Origin of the sequence: Paraburkholderia tropica (assembly GCF_014171495.1) — a bacterium.
Lineage (GTDB): Bacteria > Pseudomonadota > Gammaproteobacteria > Burkholderiales > Burkholderiaceae > Paraburkholderia > Paraburkholderia tropica.
On sequence record NZ_CP049136.1, the window covers coordinates 794675 to 813963 of the forward strand.

18 protein-coding genes are annotated in these 19289 nt (G+C 65.1%); 10 read left to right on the forward strand and 8 right to left on the reverse strand.

Annotated elements, in window-relative coordinates:
* Positions 1 to 8: 8 nt before the first annotated feature.
* Entirely contained in the window at positions 9 to 1361 is a 1353-nt protein-coding gene (locus G5S35_RS27090) for an MFS transporter (protein ID WP_065061531.1), read from the reverse strand.
* Positions 1362 to 1647: 286 nt separating this feature from the next.
* Between G5S35_RS27090 and G5S35_RS27095 the strand changes: the two genes are divergently transcribed.
* Complete coding sequence (locus G5S35_RS27095) at positions 1648 to 2100, forward strand: PRC-barrel domain-containing protein (protein ID WP_065061530.1); 453 nt, start codon at positions 1648 to 1650, stop codon at positions 2098 to 2100.
* A gap of 121 nt (positions 2101 to 2221) precedes the next feature.
* On the opposite strand, the gene G5S35_RS27100 is transcribed toward G5S35_RS27095, so the two are convergent.
* On the reverse strand, positions 2222 to 3166 hold the full coding sequence (locus tag G5S35_RS27100; protein ID WP_065061529.1) for a LysR substrate-binding domain-containing protein: 945 nt from the start codon (positions 3164 to 3166) through the stop codon (positions 2222 to 2224).
* 154 nt (positions 3167 to 3320) lie between these two features.
* Between G5S35_RS27100 and G5S35_RS27105 the strand changes: the two genes are divergently transcribed.
* The 6 genes from G5S35_RS27105 to G5S35_RS27130 all read left to right on the forward strand — a co-directional run bounded on the left by G5S35_RS27105 (position 3321) and on the right by G5S35_RS27130 (position 9745).
* Entirely contained in the window at positions 3321 to 4166 is an 846-nt protein-coding gene (locus G5S35_RS27105; RefSeq protein WP_183039482.1) for an HTD2 family dehydratase, read from the forward strand.
* A 55-nt stretch (positions 4167 to 4221) separates the two neighbouring features.
* On the forward strand, positions 4222 to 5385 hold the full coding sequence (locus tag G5S35_RS27110; protein WP_065061528.1) for an acyl-CoA dehydrogenase family protein: 1164 nt from the start codon (positions 4222 to 4224) through the stop codon (positions 5383 to 5385).
* 15 nt (positions 5386 to 5400) lie between these two features.
* Positions 5401 to 6579 (forward strand): CaiB/BaiF CoA transferase family protein, encoded by a 1179-nt coding sequence (locus tag G5S35_RS27115; protein ID WP_183039483.1) that lies wholly within the window; start codon positions 5401 to 5403, stop codon positions 6577 to 6579.
* 113 nt (positions 6580 to 6692) lie between these two features.
* A complete protein-coding gene (locus G5S35_RS27120) occupies positions 6693 to 8102 on the forward strand; it encodes an MFS transporter (protein ID WP_065061526.1) in 1410 nt (469 codons plus the stop codon).
* 157 nt (positions 8103 to 8259) lie between these two features.
* Entirely contained in the window at positions 8260 to 8424 is a 165-nt protein-coding gene (locus G5S35_RS27125) for a hypothetical protein (protein ID WP_167371394.1), read from the forward strand.
* A 343-nt stretch (positions 8425 to 8767) separates the two neighbouring features.
* Positions 8768 to 9745, forward strand: a complete 978-nt coding sequence (locus tag G5S35_RS27130) for a LysR family transcriptional regulator (RefSeq protein WP_065061525.1) — start codon at positions 8768 to 8770, stop codon at positions 9743 to 9745.
* Between the two features lie 243 nt (positions 9746 to 9988).
* On the opposite strand, the gene G5S35_RS27135 is transcribed toward G5S35_RS27130, so the two are convergent.
* Complete coding sequence (locus tag G5S35_RS27135) at positions 9989 to 11281, reverse strand: NAD(P)/FAD-dependent oxidoreductase (protein WP_065061524.1); 1293 nt, start codon at positions 11279 to 11281, stop codon at positions 9989 to 9991.
* A gap of 220 nt (positions 11282 to 11501) precedes the next feature.
* On the opposite strand from G5S35_RS27135, the gene G5S35_RS27140 reads away from it, so the two are divergent.
* Positions 11502 to 12161 carry a TetR/AcrR family transcriptional regulator gene (locus G5S35_RS27140; protein WP_183039484.1) on the forward strand — a complete coding sequence of 220 codons (660 nt, stop codon included), beginning with the start codon at positions 11502 to 11504 and terminating at the stop codon, positions 12159 to 12161.
* A gap of 305 nt (positions 12162 to 12466) precedes the next feature.
* The gene (locus G5S35_RS27145) at positions 12467 to 12955 is read left to right on the forward strand and encodes a hypothetical protein (protein WP_237181476.1); all 489 of its coding nucleotides are present in this window, start codon (positions 12467 to 12469) and stop codon (positions 12953 to 12955) included.
* Positions 12956 to 12976: 21 nt separating this feature from the next.
* Here the strand turns inward: G5S35_RS27145 and G5S35_RS27150 are convergent, their stop codons facing one another.
* From G5S35_RS27150 to G5S35_RS27170, 5 genes are all read right to left on the reverse strand, one after another.
* A complete protein-coding gene (locus G5S35_RS27150; RefSeq protein ID WP_065061523.1) occupies positions 12977 to 13717 on the reverse strand; it encodes a GGDEF domain-containing protein in 741 nt (246 codons plus the stop codon).
* A gap of 11 nt (positions 13718 to 13728) precedes the next feature.
* The gene (locus G5S35_RS27155) at positions 13729 to 14115 is read right to left on the reverse strand and encodes a DUF1987 domain-containing protein (protein ID WP_110329193.1); all 387 of its coding nucleotides are present in this window, start codon (positions 14113 to 14115) and stop codon (positions 13729 to 13731) included.
* A gap of 17 nt (positions 14116 to 14132) precedes the next feature.
* Positions 14133 to 14696 (reverse strand): SiaB family protein kinase, encoded by a 564-nt coding sequence (locus G5S35_RS27160; protein WP_065061521.1) that lies wholly within the window; start codon positions 14694 to 14696, stop codon positions 14133 to 14135.
* A 14-nt stretch (positions 14697 to 14710) separates the two neighbouring features.
* Positions 14711 to 15826 carry a SpoIIE family protein phosphatase gene (locus G5S35_RS27165; protein ID WP_420874548.1) on the reverse strand — a complete coding sequence of 372 codons (1116 nt, stop codon included), beginning with the start codon at positions 15824 to 15826 and terminating at the stop codon, positions 14711 to 14713.
* Positions 15827 to 16314: 488 nt separating this feature from the next.
* The gene (locus G5S35_RS27170; RefSeq protein WP_183039487.1) at positions 16315 to 17448 is read right to left on the reverse strand and encodes a GGDEF domain-containing protein; all 1134 of its coding nucleotides are present in this window, start codon (positions 17446 to 17448) and stop codon (positions 16315 to 16317) included.
* Between the two features lie 234 nt (positions 17449 to 17682).
* Between G5S35_RS27170 and G5S35_RS27175 the strand changes: the two genes are divergently transcribed.
* Complete coding sequence (locus tag G5S35_RS27175) at positions 17683 to 19272, forward strand: tetratricopeptide repeat protein (RefSeq protein WP_183039488.1); 1590 nt, start codon at positions 17683 to 17685, stop codon at positions 19270 to 19272.
* Positions 19273 to 19289: the final 17 nt, after the last annotated feature.

Below are 19289 nucleotides of genomic sequence, written 5' to 3' on the forward strand. Positions count from 1 at the left end.
TATTTTTGCTATGAGCCCATGACCTTGTGCGCGTCGGACGGTCCGGCGCGGTCGGGCGTGCCCATGGTTTCGAGCGCGGCGTCGTGATGCAGCAGCAGCGCGGCCGCCGCGCCGACGAGGCCCGCGCCCGCGAGGCACAGCAGCCCCGCGCCGAAACCGCCCGTGCTGTCCTTGATCCAGCCCATCGCATAGGGGCCGAAGAAGCCCGCGAGATTGCCAAGCGAGTTGACCGCCGCGATGCCGCCCGCCGCCGCCGCGCCTGAGAGAAAGGCGGCGGGCAGCGTCCAGATCACCGGCAGGCAGCCGAAGATGCCGAAGCCCGCCACCGAAAGCGCGAGCATCTTGAGCACCGGATTGTCGAGTCCCGCCGCCGCCGCAATGCCTGCCGCGGCCACCGCGAGCGCAAACGCCACGTGTTTCTTGCGTTCGAGACGCCGGTCCGAGTGACGGCCCCAGAACACCATCGAAATCACGCCGACGATATACGGCAACGAAGTCACGAAACCGGTCTGCACATTCGTGAGCCCGAACGCCTTGACGATCTGCGGCAGAAAGAAACTCAAGCCGTAATTGGTGGCGTTCGCACCGAAATAAATCAGCGCCACGGCCAGCACGCGCGGATTGATCAGCGCTTCCACCACGCTGAAGGTATGGACCGCTTCGCGATGCTTGCGCTCCTGCGCCTGACGCGCGACGAGCCATTCGCGTTCGTCGTCGGCGAGCCAGGTCGCTTGCGTGGGTTTGTCGGTGAGATAGAACAGCACGACGAAGGCCAGCACGAGCGCGGGCGCCGCTTCGATCAGATAGACCCATTGCCAGCCCGCGAGTCCGGCGAGGCCGTCCATCGACAGCAGCGAGCCCGACACCGGACCGCCGATCACCGTGGAAAGCGGAATGGCCGCCATGAAATAGCCCACTACGCGCGCGCGATATTTGGCCGGAAACCAGAGCGTCAGCAAAAAGATGATGCCGGGGAAAAAGCCCGCTTCGGCAATGCCCAGCAGAATGCGCAGCGTATAGAACACGTGCGCGTTCGACATGCCGCTCCACTGCGCGATATGCGGAATGAACGCCATCGCGCCCGCCAGCAAGCCCCACGTAAACATGATGCGGGCGATCCAGCGCCGCGCGCCGAAACGTTCGAGCAGCAAATTCGACGGCACTTCGAAAAAGAAATACGCAATAAAGAAAATACCGGCGCCAAAGCCAAATGCGCTCGCCGATAAATCGAGCGCCTTGTTCATTTGCAGCGCAGCAAAACCCACATTCACGCGATCCAGATAGGCGATGAAATAGCAGACGATCAGGAAAGGCACGAGGCGTGCCGTCACGCGGGTCATCGTGCGCGTTTCGAGGTCCATCGGTTGTCTCCTTCAAGGCTGGCGTCTCGCTCCGCCGCACCTGCGCCGAATCCGGGCCAGTCCGTATCATGTGGTTACAGACTAGGCGCTCGCGCGCCGTTGCGAAAGGCGCGTTTCATAAAACGTCCGTTATGTCATCGAGTACCGATCGACCGTCGAATGACCGTGGGCTTTCTGCCGCATTGCACCTTAAGCGCAGCTTTTTTTCATTCCGGCTACTATGGCCGTTCGATTTTTATATCGGGCGGCATCGCCGCAAACCCAACCTGATTCAGGAGCACCAGAAATGTCTTTCCGCATGACGATGTTGGCGGCCGCAGTCGTGGCCGCGAGTGTGGCCAGTGCAGGCGCGCAAGCCCAGGTCGCCGGCGCGCAGCCGCTGAGCGTGACGGTCGAACAGTCGCAGGCGCTGCTCGAAGGCTGGAGCGTGAAGAAGAGCGTGCTCGGCAAGGCCGTCTATAACGACGACAACGTCAAGGTGGGCACCGTGCGCGACCTGATCGTGGCGCCGGACGGTTCGGTGTCGGCGGCCATCGTCGCAGCGGGCGGCTTCCTCGGCGTGGCTGCGCACGACGTGGCCGTGCCCATCGCTTCGCTCGAAGTGCGCAAGGGCAATCTCTATCTGCCGGGCGCGACCAAGGAAGCGCTCAAGGCTACGCCGGCCTTCCAGTACGCGAAGATCGAATCGCCGCCGAAGCCCAAGCGCATCGACAACAAGCAGCAAGAACAGCAGCAATAAGCAGTAGCAAGCAGCACGACACGGGCGGCGCAATGCCGCTCTCGCACGCCAGCGTATGTATGACGCTGGCGTGCGGTCGCGAAAACCAGTTGTTTTACCTATGGCTCGCGGGCCGCGCTGTCTAGCCGCCCTGCGCCATCTCCCGCAGTTCGATCCCTTCCCACGACCCGCGCGCGCACAGCGCCTCGATCGTTTCGCAGATCGTGCGGCGCACCGCCAGCGACGCCGAACTCACCGGCAAGGCATTCGGCCAGCAGATGCTCGCAGGCCGCCGGATCACCGGATCGACGATGCGGCGCATTCTGGGCCGGTCGGCGCTCGCCCGCAGCGCCAGCGCCGAAGCGGGCAAGATCGTGCACGCCGCGCCCGACTGCGCGAGCGACAGCAGAATCGGCAACGAATCCACATCGGCGATGATATTCAGCGGCACCTGTTCGCGCGCGAACGTACGCTCCAGCAGCAGGCGCAAGCCGTTCGCCACGCCGGGCGCGACCATCGGCACGTCGGCGAGCGAGGCCAGCGTGACGGTGCGCGTGCGCGCCGACACGCCGCGCGGCTCGCCCAGCAGATACAGCTCCTCGTCGAGCACCGGCAGCGCGGAGATGCCTGGCGTGGCCGTGTCGCGAAACAGAATCGCGAGGTCGAGCCGCCCGTTCGCGAGCAGTTCGTTCAGGTAGCCGCTCATGCTCTCGAAGAATTGCAGGCGAATGCCCGGATAACGCTCGCGCACACGCTCGAATACCGGCATCGCCAGCACGGACGTCATGGTCGTCGGAAAGCCGATGGCGACCGTGCCCGACTCCGCGCCCACGCCGTCGCGCACTTCCTGGCGCAGCTGTTCCATCTGATGCAGCACGAGCCGCGCATGGCGATAAAGCGCCTGCCCGGCCGCCGTGGGCTTCACGCCCTGCGGACTGCGTACGAGTAGCGGCACGCCGAGATCGTCTTCGAGCTTCGCGATCTGCTGGCTCAGCGAAGGCTGCGCCACGAAGAGCTTTTCGGCGGCCTTGCCCAGACTGCCGTAATCGACGATGTGCACGAAATAGCGAAGCTGACGAACGTCCATGAGGTGCTGCCCTTCCTGCCGGTTCAAGCGAGGGTCATAGGATACCCTTATGACCGGCACATTCAATCGGTATTTCCGCCGCGCCGGACATTCGCCTACAGTCGCCTCATTCCTATTGCAAAAAGCGCCGGCCGCACCGGCGCTGGAGACGGCGATGCACGCATGCCAACCCGATCGGCTCGAACAGCCGACGCAGAACGTCACAGATTTCCTCTCCCCCGCTCCCGCCGCCGCGCTGGCCGCCACGCTCGATTGCCGCAGCACGCCGCGTTCGGGCGACGCGCTGCCGCCCATCTGGCATTGGCTCTACTTCTGGTCCGCCGCGCCGCAAGCCGAACTGGGCAGCGACGGTCATCCGCAAAAAGGCGGCTTCCTGCCCGATCTCGGACTGCCGCGCCGCATGGCCGCGGGCGGGCGCATGAGCTTTCATGCGCCGCTCAGGATCGGAGCGCAGGCCGAGCGCGTCTCGCGCGTGCTCAATGTCGAGCACAAGGAAGGCCGCAGCGGGCGTCTCGCCTTCGTGACCGTCGAGCATGCGATCGAATCCGATGGCGTAACGGCGATCCGCGAGGAACAGGACATTGTGTATCGCGAGCCGGCGCAGCCTGGCCAGCCGCAACCAAAGCCCACGCCCGCGCCGGCGAACGCCGACTGGACACGCGAGATCACGCCGAGCGAAACGCTGCTGTTCCGCTATTCGGCGCTCACCTTCAACGGCCATCGCATTCACTACGACCGCGAGTACGCGCGCGGCGTCGAGGGCTATCCCGATCTCGTCGTGCACGGTCCGCTGATCGCCACGCTGCTGCTCGATCTGGTATCGCGCAGCGTGCCCGGCGCGGTCGTGCGCGAATACGCCTGGAAAGCGGTCCGGCCGACGTTTCTCGGCCACCCGTTTCGCGTCTGCGGCCGCCGCGCCGAAGACGCTCAATCCATCGAGTTGTGGGCGCAGGACCACGACGGCGCGCTGACCATGTCGGCGCGCGCCGTGCTCGCCTGAAGCATCGCGCCCCGCAGGCTCCTTCCTTCCACCGAGATTCACCGAGATCCACGACATGAACGACGCCACGCCCGATCAATTCCAGGACATTCGCGAAGCCGTCCGCGATCTGTGCAGCCAGTTTCCGAACGAATATCACCGCAAGATCGACGAAGCGCGCGGCTATCCCGAAGCCTTCGTCGACGCGCTCACGCAAGCGGGCTGGCTCGCCGCGCTGATTCCGCAGGAGTACGGCGGCTCGGGACTCGGCCTCACCGAAGCGTCGGTGATCATGGAAGAGATCAACCGCAGCGGCGGCAACTCGGGCGCGTGCCACGGCCAGATGTACAACATGGGCACGCTGCTGCGCCACGGCTCCGAAGAACAGAAGCGCAAGTATCTGCCGAAGATCGCCAACGGCGAACTGCGCCTGCAGTCGATGGGCGTGACCGAACCGACCACCGGCACCGACACCACGAAGATCAAGACCACGGCCGTGCGCAAGGGCGACCGTTATGTGATCAACGGCCAGAAGGTGTGGATCTCGCGCGTGCAGCATTCCGACCTGATGATCCTGCTCGCGCGCACCACGCCGCTTTCGGACGTGAAAAAGAAAAGCGAAGGCATGTCGATCTTCATCGTCGATTTGCGCGAAGCCATCGGCAAGGGCCTGACCGTGCAGCCGATTCTGAACATGGTCAATCACGAGACCAACGAACTGTTCTTCGATAACCTCGAAATTCCGGCGGAAAATCTCATCGGCGAAGAAGGCAAGGGCTTCAAGTACATTCTCGACGGCCTCAACGCGGAGCGCACGCTGATCGCGGCCGAGTGTATCGGCGACGGCTACTGGTTCGTCGACAAGGTGTCGCAATACGTTAAGGATCGCCAGGTATTCGGCCGTCCGATCGGCCAGAACCAGGGCGTGCAGTTCCCGATCGCGCGCGCGTTCATCAACGTGGAAGCCGCGAACCTGATGCGCTTCGAGGCCGCCCGCCGCTTCGACGCGCACGAGCCTTGCGGCGCGCAGGCCAACATGGCGAAGCTGCTGGCCGCCGACGCTTCGTGGGAAGCCGCCAACGCCTGTCTGCAATTCCACGGCGGCTTCGGCTTCGCGTGCGAATACGACGTCGAACGCAAGTTCCGCGAGACGCGTCTCTATCAGGTTGCGCCGATTTCCACCAACCTGATTCTCTCGTACGTCGCCGAACATATTCTCGGCCTGCCGCGTTCGTTCTAACCGGAGAGCCGAATCATGCGCCCTCTCGAAGGCATCAAGGTCGTCACGTTCGAGCACGCAATCGCGGCGCCGTTCTGCACGCGCCAGCTCGCGGATCTGGGCGCGCGCGTCATCAAGGTCGAGCGTCCCGGCGTGGGCGATTTCGCGCGCGGCTACGACGAGCGCGTGCACGGTCTCGCCTCGCATTTCGTCTGGACCAACCGTTCGAAGGAAAGCCTCACGCTCGACGTGAAGCGCGCTGAAGCGCTCGAGATCGTGCACACGCTGCTCGCCGACGCCGACGTGTTCGTGCAGAACCTCGCGCCCGGCGCGACGCAGCGGCTCGGCCTCGGCTACGACGCGCTGCGCGAGCGTTATCCGCGTCTGATCGTCTGCGATATCTCGGGCTATGGCGGCGACGGTCCGTATCGCGACAAGAAGGCTTACGACCTGCTGATCCAGAGCGAGTCGGGCTTTCTGTCGATTACCGGCACGCCCGACGATTCCGCGAAAGCCGGTTGCTCGATCGCCGATATCGCCGCCGGCATGTACGCGTACTCGAACATTCTCGCGGCGCTGATCGAGCGCGGCAAAACCGTGCGCGGCCGCCATATCGACGTGTCGATGCTCGAAAGCATGGTCGAGTGGATGGGCTATCCGCTCTACTACGCGATCGACGGCCAGACGCCGCCGCAACGCAACGGCGCGGCGCACGCCACGATCTATCCGTACGGTCCGTTCAAGGCCGGCGACGGCAAGTCGGTGATGCTCGGCCTGCAAAACGAGCGCGAATGGAAGGCGTTTTGCGACGTCGTGCTGCGCCAGCCCGAACTCGCCGCCGACGAACGCTTCGCCTCGAACAGCCGCCGCGTCGAGCATCGCGCGGCGCTCGGCGCGCTCATCGTGGCGGCCTTCGCCAGCCTCAGCGCGCACGACGTGATCGAGCGCCTCGAAGCCGCGAAGATCGCCAATGCGCACATCAACGACATGCAGGCCGTGTGGGAGCACGCGCAACTCGCCGCGCGCGAACGCTGGACGCAGGTGCAGACGCCCGCGGGCGCGGTGCCCGCGCTGCTGCCGCCCGGCGTCACGCTCGCGGACGCGCCGCGCATGGACGCCGTGCCCGCGCTCGGCGAGCACACCGACGCCATCCTGAACGAACTCGGCTACGACGCGACGCAGATTCGCGCGCTGCACGACACCGGCGCGGTCTGACCTGAGCGGACGACCCGCGCCCACCATAGAACGCCGCAGCAATAAGCGGCGCATGGCAGCAAGCCCCCGCGGCCCTTCGGCCCCGGGGGCCGCATCACAATCGGAGACATCACATGCACCACGCGGTCAATGCCGCCGGACGCCTCGACCGGCTACCCGTTTCACGCTTTCACTGGAAGATACTCGGCCTCATCGCGGGCGGCGCGTTCCTCGACGCCTTCGACATCTATCTCGCCAACGGCGCGATGGCGTCGATGGTCAAGGACGGCTTCACCGACATGCGTCACGGCGCGCTGTTCGTCTCGTCGACGTTCATGGGCATGATGGTCGGCGCGTTCATCGCGGGCTGGCTCGGCGACCGGCTCGGGCGGCGCTATTCGTATCAGGTCAATCTCGCGGTGTTCGGGCTCGCCTCGATCGCCGCGTGCTTCGCGCCCAACATCGAATGGCTGATCGTGCTGCGCTTCATCATGGGCCTCGGGCTCGGCGCGGAACTCGTGGTGGCGGCGGGCACGCTCGCGGAATTCGTGCCGCCCGCCACGCGCGGCAAGTGGGTCTCGCTGCTCGCGGTCATCACCAATAGCGGGCTGTTCGCGGCGCTCGCGGCGGGCTACTGGGTCATCCCGCATCTCGGCTGGCGCTATATGTTCGCGCTCGCGGGCGTGGGCGCGCTGGTGGTGTGGTTCCTGCGCCATCGCATGCCGGAGTCGCCGCGCTGGCTCGAATCGGTCGGCCGTTTCGAGGAAGCCGAAGCCACGCTCGCCGAGATCGAACAGGAAGTGCGCGCGCAGGTGGGCGAACTGCCGCCCGTGCAGCGCGCCGTCGATCTGCACAAGGGCAGCGTGCCGCTCAGCGCGCTGTTCGCCAAAGGCATGCGCGGACGCATGCTGGTCGCGGCGCTCACGGCCGTCGGCGTGAACGTGGGGCTGTACGGTTTCATCGCGTGGCTGCCGACGTTCTTCGTCGCGCAAGGTCTGTCGATCGTGAAGTCGCTCGGCTTCGTGTTCGTGATGTCGATCGGCTCGCCGGTGGGCGGCCTGATCGGTTACTTCATCGCCGACCGGGTCGGACGCGCGCGCGGCATCGTGGTGTCGTCGATCGTGAGCGTCGCGCTCGGCTGGCTCTACGTGACGCTGCGCGATCCCACCGCCATCATGCTCGTGGGCTTCTGCCTCGTGAGCGCGATCTACACCATCTGCACGCTCGGCCTGTTCGGCTACATTCCCGAACTCTTCCCGACCGAAATGCGCCTGCGCGGCACCGGCGTGGCGGGCACCTGCGGACGCGCCTCGTCGATCGCCACGCCGTGGCTCGCGTTGATGCTCTACGAACGCTTCGGCGTCTCGGGCGTGATCGCGATGGTGACAGCGATTCTCGCCGTGCTCTGCGTGGCGATTCTCGCGCTGCGCGTGGAAACGAGCCGCGCCGCGCTGGAGGATATCGCGGGCGACGTGGGCAATGCCGGCAACGCAGCCGAAAACCTCGACGACGCGCCGGCCGCGCTCGCGCCGGAAGGCCGCTGATCGAAGCCGATATTGCGGGTCATTTCAAGGCCCGCCGCGAAAGCGCTTTCCGCGCGTAAGGAACGGTAAGCGCTTTCGCAAACCCCTGCTTTCTGTCACAAAGGAAACTTCCCCGGACTGGGTACTATCCGCGCATTGCTTACAAACGGATCACGCCATGTCCGCATTTCGACGAACCCTCGCGGTGCTGAGTCTGTGCGCCGCGCTCGCGGGCCTGAACGGCTGCGCCACCACCATTGGCAATATCGGCCTCGGTGCGGGGTTGGGCGTCGCGGCCACGGTCAGCGCCCTGTATTGCGTGCTCGCCTGCTCGCATTACTGATCCCCATCTGATCCCCGCCTGATCGCAGGCTTTCGAAGCCTGTCCCGCGATATCGAAGCGACGCGCCGTGCAACGCGAGCGCGCCGCCCACGGTCGAACACCTTCATTTCCCTCGCATCCGCAGTCCGCTCCAACCCGGCGATCACCGTCGCGGCCTGACGCTTTCACTCGCTTTCCGGATCTTTCCTTGCACTCGCGCGCGGCGTGCATCCTCGAAAATGCCTACGTAGAAGGCTTTTCGTAAGCATGCACACTTTGACACACGCTCGTCCCGCGCAGTAAAATTATTTCATCACGCGCTGAATATATGCGCGAGTGGCCTCCCCTCCCCCTACGGAATCCGATGGACAAGCTGGGCAGCATGAAGATGTTCGTTGGCGTCGCCGAAGCCGGCGGTTTCGCCAAGGCCGCGTCGCGCGCCGCGCTCAGCACCGCAGCGGTGTCGCGCGCGATCATGGAACTGGAGGCGAGTCTGCAAACGCGCCTCTTCAACCGCACCACGCGCCAGATCTCGCTGACCGAAGCGGGCCGCCGCTATCTGGAGCATTGCGAGCGCATTCTCAACGAAGTCGCGCTCGCCGACGCCGAAGCCATGGGCGCCGCCGCGCAACCCAACGGCCGCCTGCGCGTGCACGCCACTGCGAGCTTCGGCCAGCATTACCTCACGCCGCTGCTCGCGCGCTACACGCAGCAATTCGAAGATGTGTCCGTCGACCTGGTGCTCGCGCAGCGCACGCCCGATCTGCTCGAAGAACGCTTCGACGTGGCGATCGTCGTCGCGCAAACGCTCAAGGATTCGTCGCTCGTTTCGCAGCGGCTCGGCACGTCGCGTTCGGTGCTGTGCGCCGCGCCGCAATATCTTGCGCGACGCGGCACGCCACTCGACATCGGCGATCTGGAGCGGCATACCTGCGTGCAGCTCACGCGCCAGGATTTGCCGGTACTGGCGTGGGAATTCGAAGGCCAGCACGAAGGCGAGCCGGCGCGGACCTTCCGCCCCACGCAGCAGGCGCCGCTCACCGTGAATATTGCGGAGGCGCTCGGCGAGGCCATACGCGCGGGGATGGGCATCGGCATGTTGCCGATCCCCACGGCGCTGCAAGGCATGCGCGACGGCACGCTCGTGCAGGTGCTGCCCGGCGCGCGGCTCAAGCCGTTCAACGTGTTCGCGCTCTATGCGTCGCGCCAGTATCTCGATGCGAAGATCAAAACGCTCGTGGAGTTTCTGCGCGAAGCGGTTCCGCGCCGCATGGCCGAGCACGAACAGGAACTGCAACTGCTGAACGCGCGCTACGATCACGACGTGGTGTGCGAGAGCTGACGCGCGCGGCTTGAAGCTTTACGCGCGTTTTCGCCTGCATCTTATTTGTAGTTATCCGAATCAATTCGAATCGATGCCATGACAAACGGCGCTCAGCGCCTCGCTCGCTTCATCGCATGGCACGCGATGAGCGCGAGCGACGATCCGCGCACCGCGCCTGCCGATGCTCACGACCGTCTGCCCGCTCGCGATGCGCGTGGCGCTTCGTGCGTCTCGCGCTCCCGCACAACCGCCGCACGGACTTCACGCGAGCCGGATCTTCGGCTGCACCCAGCCGTTGATCCGCTCGGCGGTCCACAAAAGCGTGGCCTTGCGCAAGCCATGCAGCGATTGTTGATGGCGGCGATACAGCATCGCGTGGCTCAGTTGCGCCACGCGTCCGCGAATGAAGCCGCCACGGAAGAAGCCGAAGCGCCCGAGCGTGCCGAACGCGTCGTAGTCGCTCAGCGAGACCAGCGCGCCGAAATCGCGGAACGCGAAATCGGGCAACGGCTTGCCCGCCAGCCAGCCGGGCAGATGGCGCGCCAGATACTCCGCCTGCTGCGTCGCCACCTGCGCCGTGGGCGCGAGCGCACGTTCGGCGCCCGCGGGCGTGAGGCTCGAACAATCGCCGAGCGCGAAGATGTGATCGTCGCGCGTGGATTGCAGCGTCGGCCCGACCACGATCTGGTTCGCGCGGGTGGTTTCCAGTCCGCCGATGCCGCTCAGGAATTCCGCCGCCTTCACGCCCGCCGCCCACACCATCAGATCGGCCTGCGCCAGCGCGCCGTCATCGTGGACGAAGCCGCCCGGGCACGCCTCGGTCACGCGCGTGCCGGTCTTCACCGTGAAGCCGATCATCTCCAGCTGCTGCTGGCTCGACGCCGAAATAGCCGGCGGAAACGCGCCCAGAATGCGCGGTCCGCTTTCGAGCAGCGTGAGTTGCAAACGTTCGCGCACCGAAGCGTCGCCGTACGCGCTCGCCACTTCGAGCAGACGGCTCAGTTCGGCCGCCAGCTCCACGCCGGTCGCGCCGCCGCCGACGATCGCCACACGCAACGCCTCGTCGCGCGCCACGCTGCGAAACGCCCGCGCGCGCAGCGCTTCGTTGAAGATCTCGGCCTGCTTCTGGCTGTCGATAAAGTGACAGTGCGTCTTCACGCCCGGCACGCCGAAGTCGTTCGCGCGGCTGCCGAGCGCGAGCACCAGCACGTCGTAACCGACTTCGCGCGGCTCCAGCACCATCGTGCCGTCCGGCATGGTGATCGCGCCCAGTTGCACGCGGCGGCGCTCGCGGTCGAGACCGAGCATCTCGCCCGGCTCGTAGGCGTAGCCGTGCTCGCTCGCATGCGCGAGGAAGATCACCTGCTGCTGCTGCACGTCGCGCGTGCCGGCGGCGATGGTGTGCAGCATCGGCTTCCAGATGTGCGTGGGGCTGCGGTCGATCAGCGTGACCTGCGCCTTGCCCGCGCGCCCGAGTGTGTCGCCGAGCTTCGTTGCCAACACAATGCCGGCGATGCCGCCGCCCACGATCACGATACGAACCGGTTTCGACATTTTCAATTCAACGCGTGATGAATAAAGACCGATGGTAAACCCGCCCCATGCTGTGTGTCAAACGGACGCAGAATCGGACGCAGAATCGAATCCAGATATCGACGCAGCCCCGCAAGCCGAGCCGCGCGCCGCGTCAACGCGTCCGATACGGGCTCCCGCGGTGACGCGGCCAGGCTCGGGTACACTCACGTCCATCGAAAATCATGGAATGCAGACCCGCATGAAAGAGAAGGCCACCGTATCGTTCACGCCCACGCCGATGAAGCGCGGCCGCGGGCGGCCGGCGCAGGACGCCTCGGTCGGCCCCGACGTGCTGCTGCGCAATGCGCGCAAGACCTTCGGCACGCGCGGCTACGACGCGACCAGCGTGCGCGAGATCGCGCGCGAGTCGGGCGTCGATCCCGCGCTGCTTGCGCATCACTTCGGTTCGAAAGAGGCCTTGTGGACGGCCGTGGTCGAGCAGATCGCCGAACACGCCGCGCCCATGATCGCAGCCACGGCGGCCTTGCGCGACTCGGATCTCGGCCCGAAGGCGCGCGTGGACCGTGCGCTGGAAATCTATATCGACAAGGTGTTCGATCAGCCCGATATCGGCCTGTTCTTCGCCACCGCCGCCACCGAAGAAGGCGCGCGCCTCGACCGCCTCGTCGAACGTCTCGTGCGGCCGGTTCACGACGTATTCGTGCCGTTGCTCGCGGATGCCGCCCGCGCGGGCGAGCTCAAGGTGCAGGACGCCGAGATGCTGTTCTTCGTGCTGATGAACGGCATCAGCAAGACCGTCAGCTACGCGCATCTGATGGCCGCGTTCTCCACGCTGCCCAATCATCCGAAGAAATTCAAACGCAGCGTGCTGGAGACGACGCTCGCGCTGCTGGCCTGAGCACGGCCGGCACGCGGACCAAATCAGCCAGACCGGACGCGTCGGGCCCGTACGGTGCGCGCGACAACCGGCTGCGCATCGTTCGCGCGCGTACGGTCGCCAGCGCACACATTGAACTGGCAGGACGCGCAGGACTGACTACAATGCTTGGGTGTCCTTCACGCTTCTGTCGCGCGAAGCGGCACAGGCATTCGCTTTCGGTACTTACCCCAGGCGTACCCCAGGTCGTGTGACGTTTCAATTCCTTCATTGGAGGCATGGTCATGACGTGCCTGAACGAAAGGATTGTCGGCGCAATCATTTTTATGCTGAGCGGATATGCATTCGCGGACGGCATCGCGACCGATGCGCCCGGAACCCTGACGCTGGCGAACATCGCGCCCACCCTGCCCATGGAAGTCGTCGCGGCGATACCCGAGCCGCAACGCTACGTCTATCGCTACGAGATGGCGTATCAGAGCCGCACGCCCGGCGCGCCAGAGACGCAATTCGAGAACTTCTACAGCGCGGATGTCGCGCACGAGTACCGCTTCGCCGATGCGAAGGCGGCGACAGGCAGCGCGCCGCCCGGTGCGGCCGGCCAGCCCGCGCAGGCGTATCTGCGCATGGGGCCGTCCACGGCGCCGCAGCTCTCGATCATGCAGATACCCAACTCCACGCTCACGCTCGGCGCGCAGCCGCAACGCCGCCTGTCGCTGATCGTTGACGACTGGGTGTTCTCCGGCACGGCGCGCGTGGCCGTGCTGCACTCGCACGACACGGGCGCGACGCTGACCGTGCGCCACGGTTTCTAGCGCGCCGCAACGAAGCCGGCGTTACGCCGAAGCGAGCGGCCCGTCGAACGACACGCGGTCGCGGCCGCCGCGTTTCGCCGCGTAGAGCGCGGCGTCGGCGAGACCATAGGCCGTGTCGAAGTCGGTGCCCGCCGCGTTGTCGCTCACGCCGAAACTCGCGGTGATGCTGCGGCTCACCGGATCCGGAAACGCGTGCGCCGCGATCGCCGCGCGCATGCGCTCGGCCAGATCGAGCGCATCGCGAATCTCGAAGCCCGGCAACACCACCGTGAACTCCTCGCCACCCACGCGGCCGATGAGACCGTGCTCGCCCAGAATCCCGCGCAGGCAGTTGACGATGCCGAGAATCACCGCGTCGCCCGCCGGATGGCCGAAGTCGTCGTTGACCTTCTTGAAGTCGTCGATATCGAGCAGGATCATCACCGCGCGATCCGCGCGCAACGCCTTGACGGTGCGCTCGATCACCGCGCTGCGATTGAACACGCCCGTGAGCGCGTCGTGCGTCGCGCGATAGTGCAGTTGCTGCGTCAGCGCCTGCATCTCGCGCTCGGCGCGGTCGCTGCGCCCGATCAGGCGGCGCGTCTCGCGCATCAGGCGCTCGTAATGGCGGATCAGTTCGTCGAGCGCCTGGCGATAGGCGTCGGCATCCGCGTGCGGGTCCGCGCCGATCGCGCGCGCGCGTTCGAGCGCTTCGCTCTCGTTGCGAAACAGGTCCGGCGCATGATCGTGAGAGACCTCGCGGCGATATGCGGTGGCGTCCACGCCCGCGGTCCTCAAGTCGCCACCGGACAATCGTTGAACTGGATCGCCGTGAAGTCGGTCTGCAACTCCTCGCCGAATTCGAGGATCGTCTCGTCTTCCTCGTCGCGATACCAGTTCACCTGCACCTGATTGCCCGCCGATGCCGCGCGGTCGAGCGCGTCGAACACGCTGAACAGCATCTTCGTGCTGGAGCTGTTGAAATACGTGAGCGTGACTTCGACCGTGATGGCCGCGGCCGTGTTCGCATCGAGCCACGCGTTGAGCTGCTCGATGATCGGCGCGTAGAACGCGGCGGCGTTCTCGGGATACGACTCGCCGCGAAGCGAAAGCCATTGCTGATCGAAGCGGAAATCGATTTCCGGCGAAGTCGCCGTGGCGGCGATAAATAGGTTTTCCATTCTGTAACCGGCCCTGGTCAGATGATGGTCTTGAGGCAAAAGAGCGTGGTATCGGGATCGTCCTCGCGCGGATAGAACGCGAATTCGAGCGGCGCGCTCGCATCGCGCGCCATCGTCAGGAAGCCCAGCCCCGCGCCCTTGCTCTCGGTCGGCGTGTCCGCGCGCAGCGACAACTTGTAGGCCTGCTTGATTTCCTCGATCGACATGGAACGCAGCGGCTCCAGCTTCTCGCGCAGATCGTTCACGGCCACTGTCGCGATCGGATTCATGCACACCATCAGATGGCGCTCGCCGTCGGCGGAAATGCACATTGCGCCTTCGCGCACGGCGCCGCCCTGCTGCCAGTTCTCGGAGAGCGCATCGGACGAGTAATGCACGATGTTCTGCGAGAGTTCGATGAACGATGAGAAGATCTTGCGGCGCGTCGGCCCGCTCAGTCCGGCCACTTCCAGTTGCAGCTTCACGACCTCGCTCATGGCGGCCACGATGCTGTGGGAGAAATAGCCCTTGTGATAAAAAATCAGGTTGCGCTGACGCGCAATTTCAAAGAAACAATGGTTCTGATCCAGAATGGCAGACATATTCGTGGATTGCCTTAAACACGTGCAAAGAAAAGTGTGACGTCGTCGCGGCGCGCCTGCGCGCCTTGCCACTTGCCCAGCGCCTCGAGCAGGCGCGCCGAAATTCCGGCGGGCGTGTTCTCGCGGTCGGCAAGGATCAGTTCGAGCGCGCGGCGTTTGCCGAACGCGATCTTGCGCGGGCCGCCGATCTGATCGGTCAAACCGTCGGTCGAGACGAACAGCAGATTGCCTGGCGGCACGTCCACGGTATGCAAACCCCACGCGTAGTCGGCGAGGCTGTCGACATAGCCCACGCCCATGCGGTCGCCCGCAATGCTTTCGAACGCATCGGCGTCGGGGCGCAATACATGCAGCGCCACGCGCGCGCCCGCGAACAGCAGTTGCGCGCGGCTCGCGTCGTACCAGAAGAACGCGGCGTCAAGACCGTCGTTGGATTGCGGCGCGTCGCCCACGCCGTTGATCTGGCCGAGCAGCGCCTTCACGCTGCGATTGACCGACGCCAGCAGCGCGGACGGATCGCGCGGACCCAGTTGCTCCAGCGCCTGCGAAAGCGACGCCGACGCCAGCAGCGTCATGAACGCGCCCGGCACGCCGTGACCCGTGCAGTCGGCCACCGCGCCGAACCAGCCGTCGGCGAACGCGGCGAAGTGATAGAAGTCGCCGCCCACCACGTCGCGCGGTTCCCAGACGAGCGCCGCGTCGGGCAGCGTGGTCGAGAGCGTTTCGCGCGAAGCGCGCAGCATGGCTTGCTGGATCACGCTCGCATACTCGATGCTCTGCATGATCTGGCGATTCTTCTCCGCCTGCATTTCCGCGACGATGCTCAGCAGACGCAGCCCGTTGCCCACGCCCAGGAAACGGCCTTCGCGCGTGACGATGAAGCCATCCACCAGCGCCTTCTCGCCCACCTCGACGGTCTTGAACGTGAGCGCCTCGATGCTCATGTCCGCCTCGACGATCAGCGGCTCTTTGTCCATGAACGCGATGCAGCTTTTTTTATCGTAAAGCTCGCGATGAAACGGCTTGCTCATTTGCGACAGAAAAATATCGCGATTGATCAGGCCGATGGGGCGATCGTTTTCGATCACCGCCAGACTGGCCATATCGCGCCGCGAATAGAAAATCTCCATCACCAGAGAATTTGAATCCGCAGCGTCGATGGCCGGTACGTCCTGTGCCAATTCCCCGGCGCTACGCGGACCTGCTGAAAGTCCCGGTCGACGAAACTGCGCAAGCGCGGGATGCATGGCTATCCGTTCCAATAAATAAGGAAAACCAGCACGCTAATGACTCTTTATGTCAGTTTCGTTACATTCGTCTGAGAAATAGCTCGAATCGATGCGTTCGCATTCGACGGCTTGCACGCTAACGTTTGCGCGTTTTTTTGCCTGCTCGAAGCGGGTAATTTTGACTGCCTCGCGCACGCGGAGGCTTTTTTTTGAGGGTTGCGGTGCAACACGCCTCGTGGCACGAATGTACGATGCGCCGTTAGCCGCATGCGCGCGGCGTGAATGGATTATTTCTGGAAATTAAATAAACAACGCCCGTTGGCAATCGTTAATCTCGGCGCGATTTATTTAGAAAATGGCGAATTGCCATCTGGTTTTTTATCAGCGATTCAAGCATGCATGTCGAGCGTCGATACGCGATTGCGGCCTTCGAGCTTGGCCTGGTACATCGCACGGTCGGCGGCGTCGAGCAGCGTCTGCGCGGTGCTGGCCGCGTCGTCGCGGTTCGTTGCAGCGGAATCGGCGCGATGTGCGCGATGGGCCCGATAAGCGGAAACGCCAATCGACACGCTCAGCTCGAGGCACGCGCCGTCCTCGCTATGGACTACGATCGATTGCACCGCGCGCCGGATGCGCTCGGCCACGTTGAGCGCGTCGGGCATATCGCATTGCAGCAGCGCGACGAATTCCTCGCCGCCATAGCGCGAAATCGTGTCGCCCACGCGCACGTGCTGACGCAGCGCGACGCCAATCGCCGCCAGCGCCTGGTCGCCCACCGTATGACCATGCGCATCGTTGATCTGCTTGAAATGGTCGATGTCGATGAACAGACACGAGATCGGCTCGGCGTGATGCGCCGCGCGATGCACGTCGTGGTGCAGGCGCTCGTCGAAATAGTGCCGGTTCGACAGGCCCGTGAGCCGGTCGGTGATGCCGATCAGGCGCAGATGCTCGCGGTGCGCGACGTTGTCGAGACTCAGCGCGGCGACGTTTGCAAAGCGTTCGAGCAGATCGGTCGCCATGCTCGCCTCGTAACGATGCGGGTCGCCGCTCGCGAGGCACAGATAGCCGAGCACCGCGTCGTGCGCGCAGAGCGGCAGCACGATCGCGCTGCCCTTGTGCGCGCGTGCGTCGATAAAAGTGTCGCGGGTCGCCGCGTCGAGTTCGCTCGCCGGGCCCAGCCAGCAATGCGCAAGGGCGGCCTGCGCGCCGCACAGACGCGCGAGCGCCGCACCGTGGCCGCGCCCGGCTTTCAGGCACGCAGCAGCGGCTTCATGCGGCGCGTCGATCTCCAGCAGCTCGCGCAGCAACGGTTCGCGCTCATCGACCCAGAGACTGACCGACGCAAGCGCGAACACTGTGCGAAGCCGCACGAGCACGCCGTCGAGAAAAGTGCTCCAGTCGCGCGCGCCGATCAATTGCAGCTCAACGCTCTGAAAGCTTCGTAGTGTGCGCTCGTTGCGCTGCACGGTTTCGATCAGCGTAGCCAGATCGCTTGCGGCGGGGGTCGCGGAGTCGGTCAAAATGCGCGCAGGAAATGCCAAATATTACTAATTACGGCAAATTACGAAATTGCTTGAGCGATTTGCGCAATCGGTACGCGTGCACAGCGCTTCGCGGCGGGCCGTTCGTATCATGCGACCGTGCGGGCGATCCCTTACAATGAGCCGCTTTCGGGCCGCGTTGCCGGGCGCGCTTGTCGTTCGTTCACGGCGCGTTTATCGTCGGCCCGACGTCTGCCTTTCTCCCGCCTCGCCATGAATCGTGATATCGAACGCGCGCTCGACGCCGCGCAACAACACGCCGCCGCCGGGCAAACCGACGACGCCGCGCGTCTCCTGCAAGACGTCCTGAACCACGCGCCCGATCACGGCGAAGCACTCGAAGGTCTCGGCTATCTCGCCGCGCGTCAGGGCGATCACGCGCGCGCCGCCGATTATCTCGTGCGTGCGGCGGCCAATATGACGATGTCGACGGAGCAATTGCATTTCGCCGCGCAGGTCTGCCAGCTCGCGCAGCGTCACGCCGATGCACTCGCGCTTTACGAACGCGCACTCGCGCGCTCGCCGCATCACGCGGAATCGGTGCTGGGCGTGGCGATGGCGCTGATTCGTCTGGAGCAGCCGGCGCGCGCGCTGGCCACGATGGAGCAACTCTGCAAATTGCAGCCGCGCTCGCCCGAAGCGCATTACAACCGCGGCACGCTGCTCGGCACCATGGCGCGCTACAACGAGGAACTCGACGCGTACCGGCACGCCATCGCGCTCAATCCGCGCTTCGTGCTCGCGCATGTGAATCTGGGCGTGGCGCTGCGCGATCTCGGGCGTTTCGACGAGGCGATGCAGCAGTTCAAGAAGGCGCTCAGCATCGATCCGAACGATGCGGGCGCGCGCACGAATCGCGCGCAGACCAATTTGCTGCGCGGCGAATTCGAGCACGGCTGGCGCGAATACGAATGGCGCTGGCGCGACGGCAGCCAGGATCACGGCTTCCCGGCGCAGACGCTCTGGACCGGCGCGCAGCCGGTCGCGGGCAAGACGCTGTTCGTGCATCACGAACAAGGTTATGGCGACACGCTGCAATTCCTGCGTTTCGTCGATCGGTTGAGCGCGGCGGGCGCGCGCGTCGTGCTGCGCGTGCAGGACGCGCTGTTGCCGCTTCTGCGCGGCTATCGCGGCGCGGCCGAGGTGATCGGCGAAGCGGACGCAGCACCGCCGTTCGACTATCACATCCCGCTGTTGAGCCTGCCTTTCGTGCTGAAATTGCGCGCGGCCGATCTGGCCGCGACTGCGCCGTATCTCGATGCCAACGTGGATACCGCGCCATGGAACGACGTGCTCGCCGATAACAACGGCAGCAGTGATGGCAGCAGCGAGCGCAAACCCAACATCGGCATCGTCTGGTCGGGCAGCCGCACGCATCTGAACGACCGCAATCGTTCTATGACGCTCGAACAGCTCTTGCCGCTCTTCGACGCCGACGCGCGCTTTTTCGCGCTGCAACCGGATATCCGCGAGCGTGATCGCGACACACTCGCGCAACTCGAACAACGCGGCGTGCTGCGCGACGTGTCGGCGCGCCTTTCGAATTTCGCCGACACCGCCGCGTTCATTTCACGGCTCGATCTTGTGATCAGCGTGGATACGGCCGTGGCGCATCTCGCAGGCGCGCTCGGCAAGCCGGTGTGGATCGCGCTGCCCTTCATGCCCGACTGGCGCTGGCAACTCGCGCGCAGCGATACGCCGTGGTACGCGAACGCGCGCCTGTTTCGCCAGACGCGGCGCGACGACTGGTCGAACGTGGTCGGCGAGTTGCGCGCCGCGCTCGACGCGCTGCCGCGCGACTGATTCGGCGCGAGGCTTGA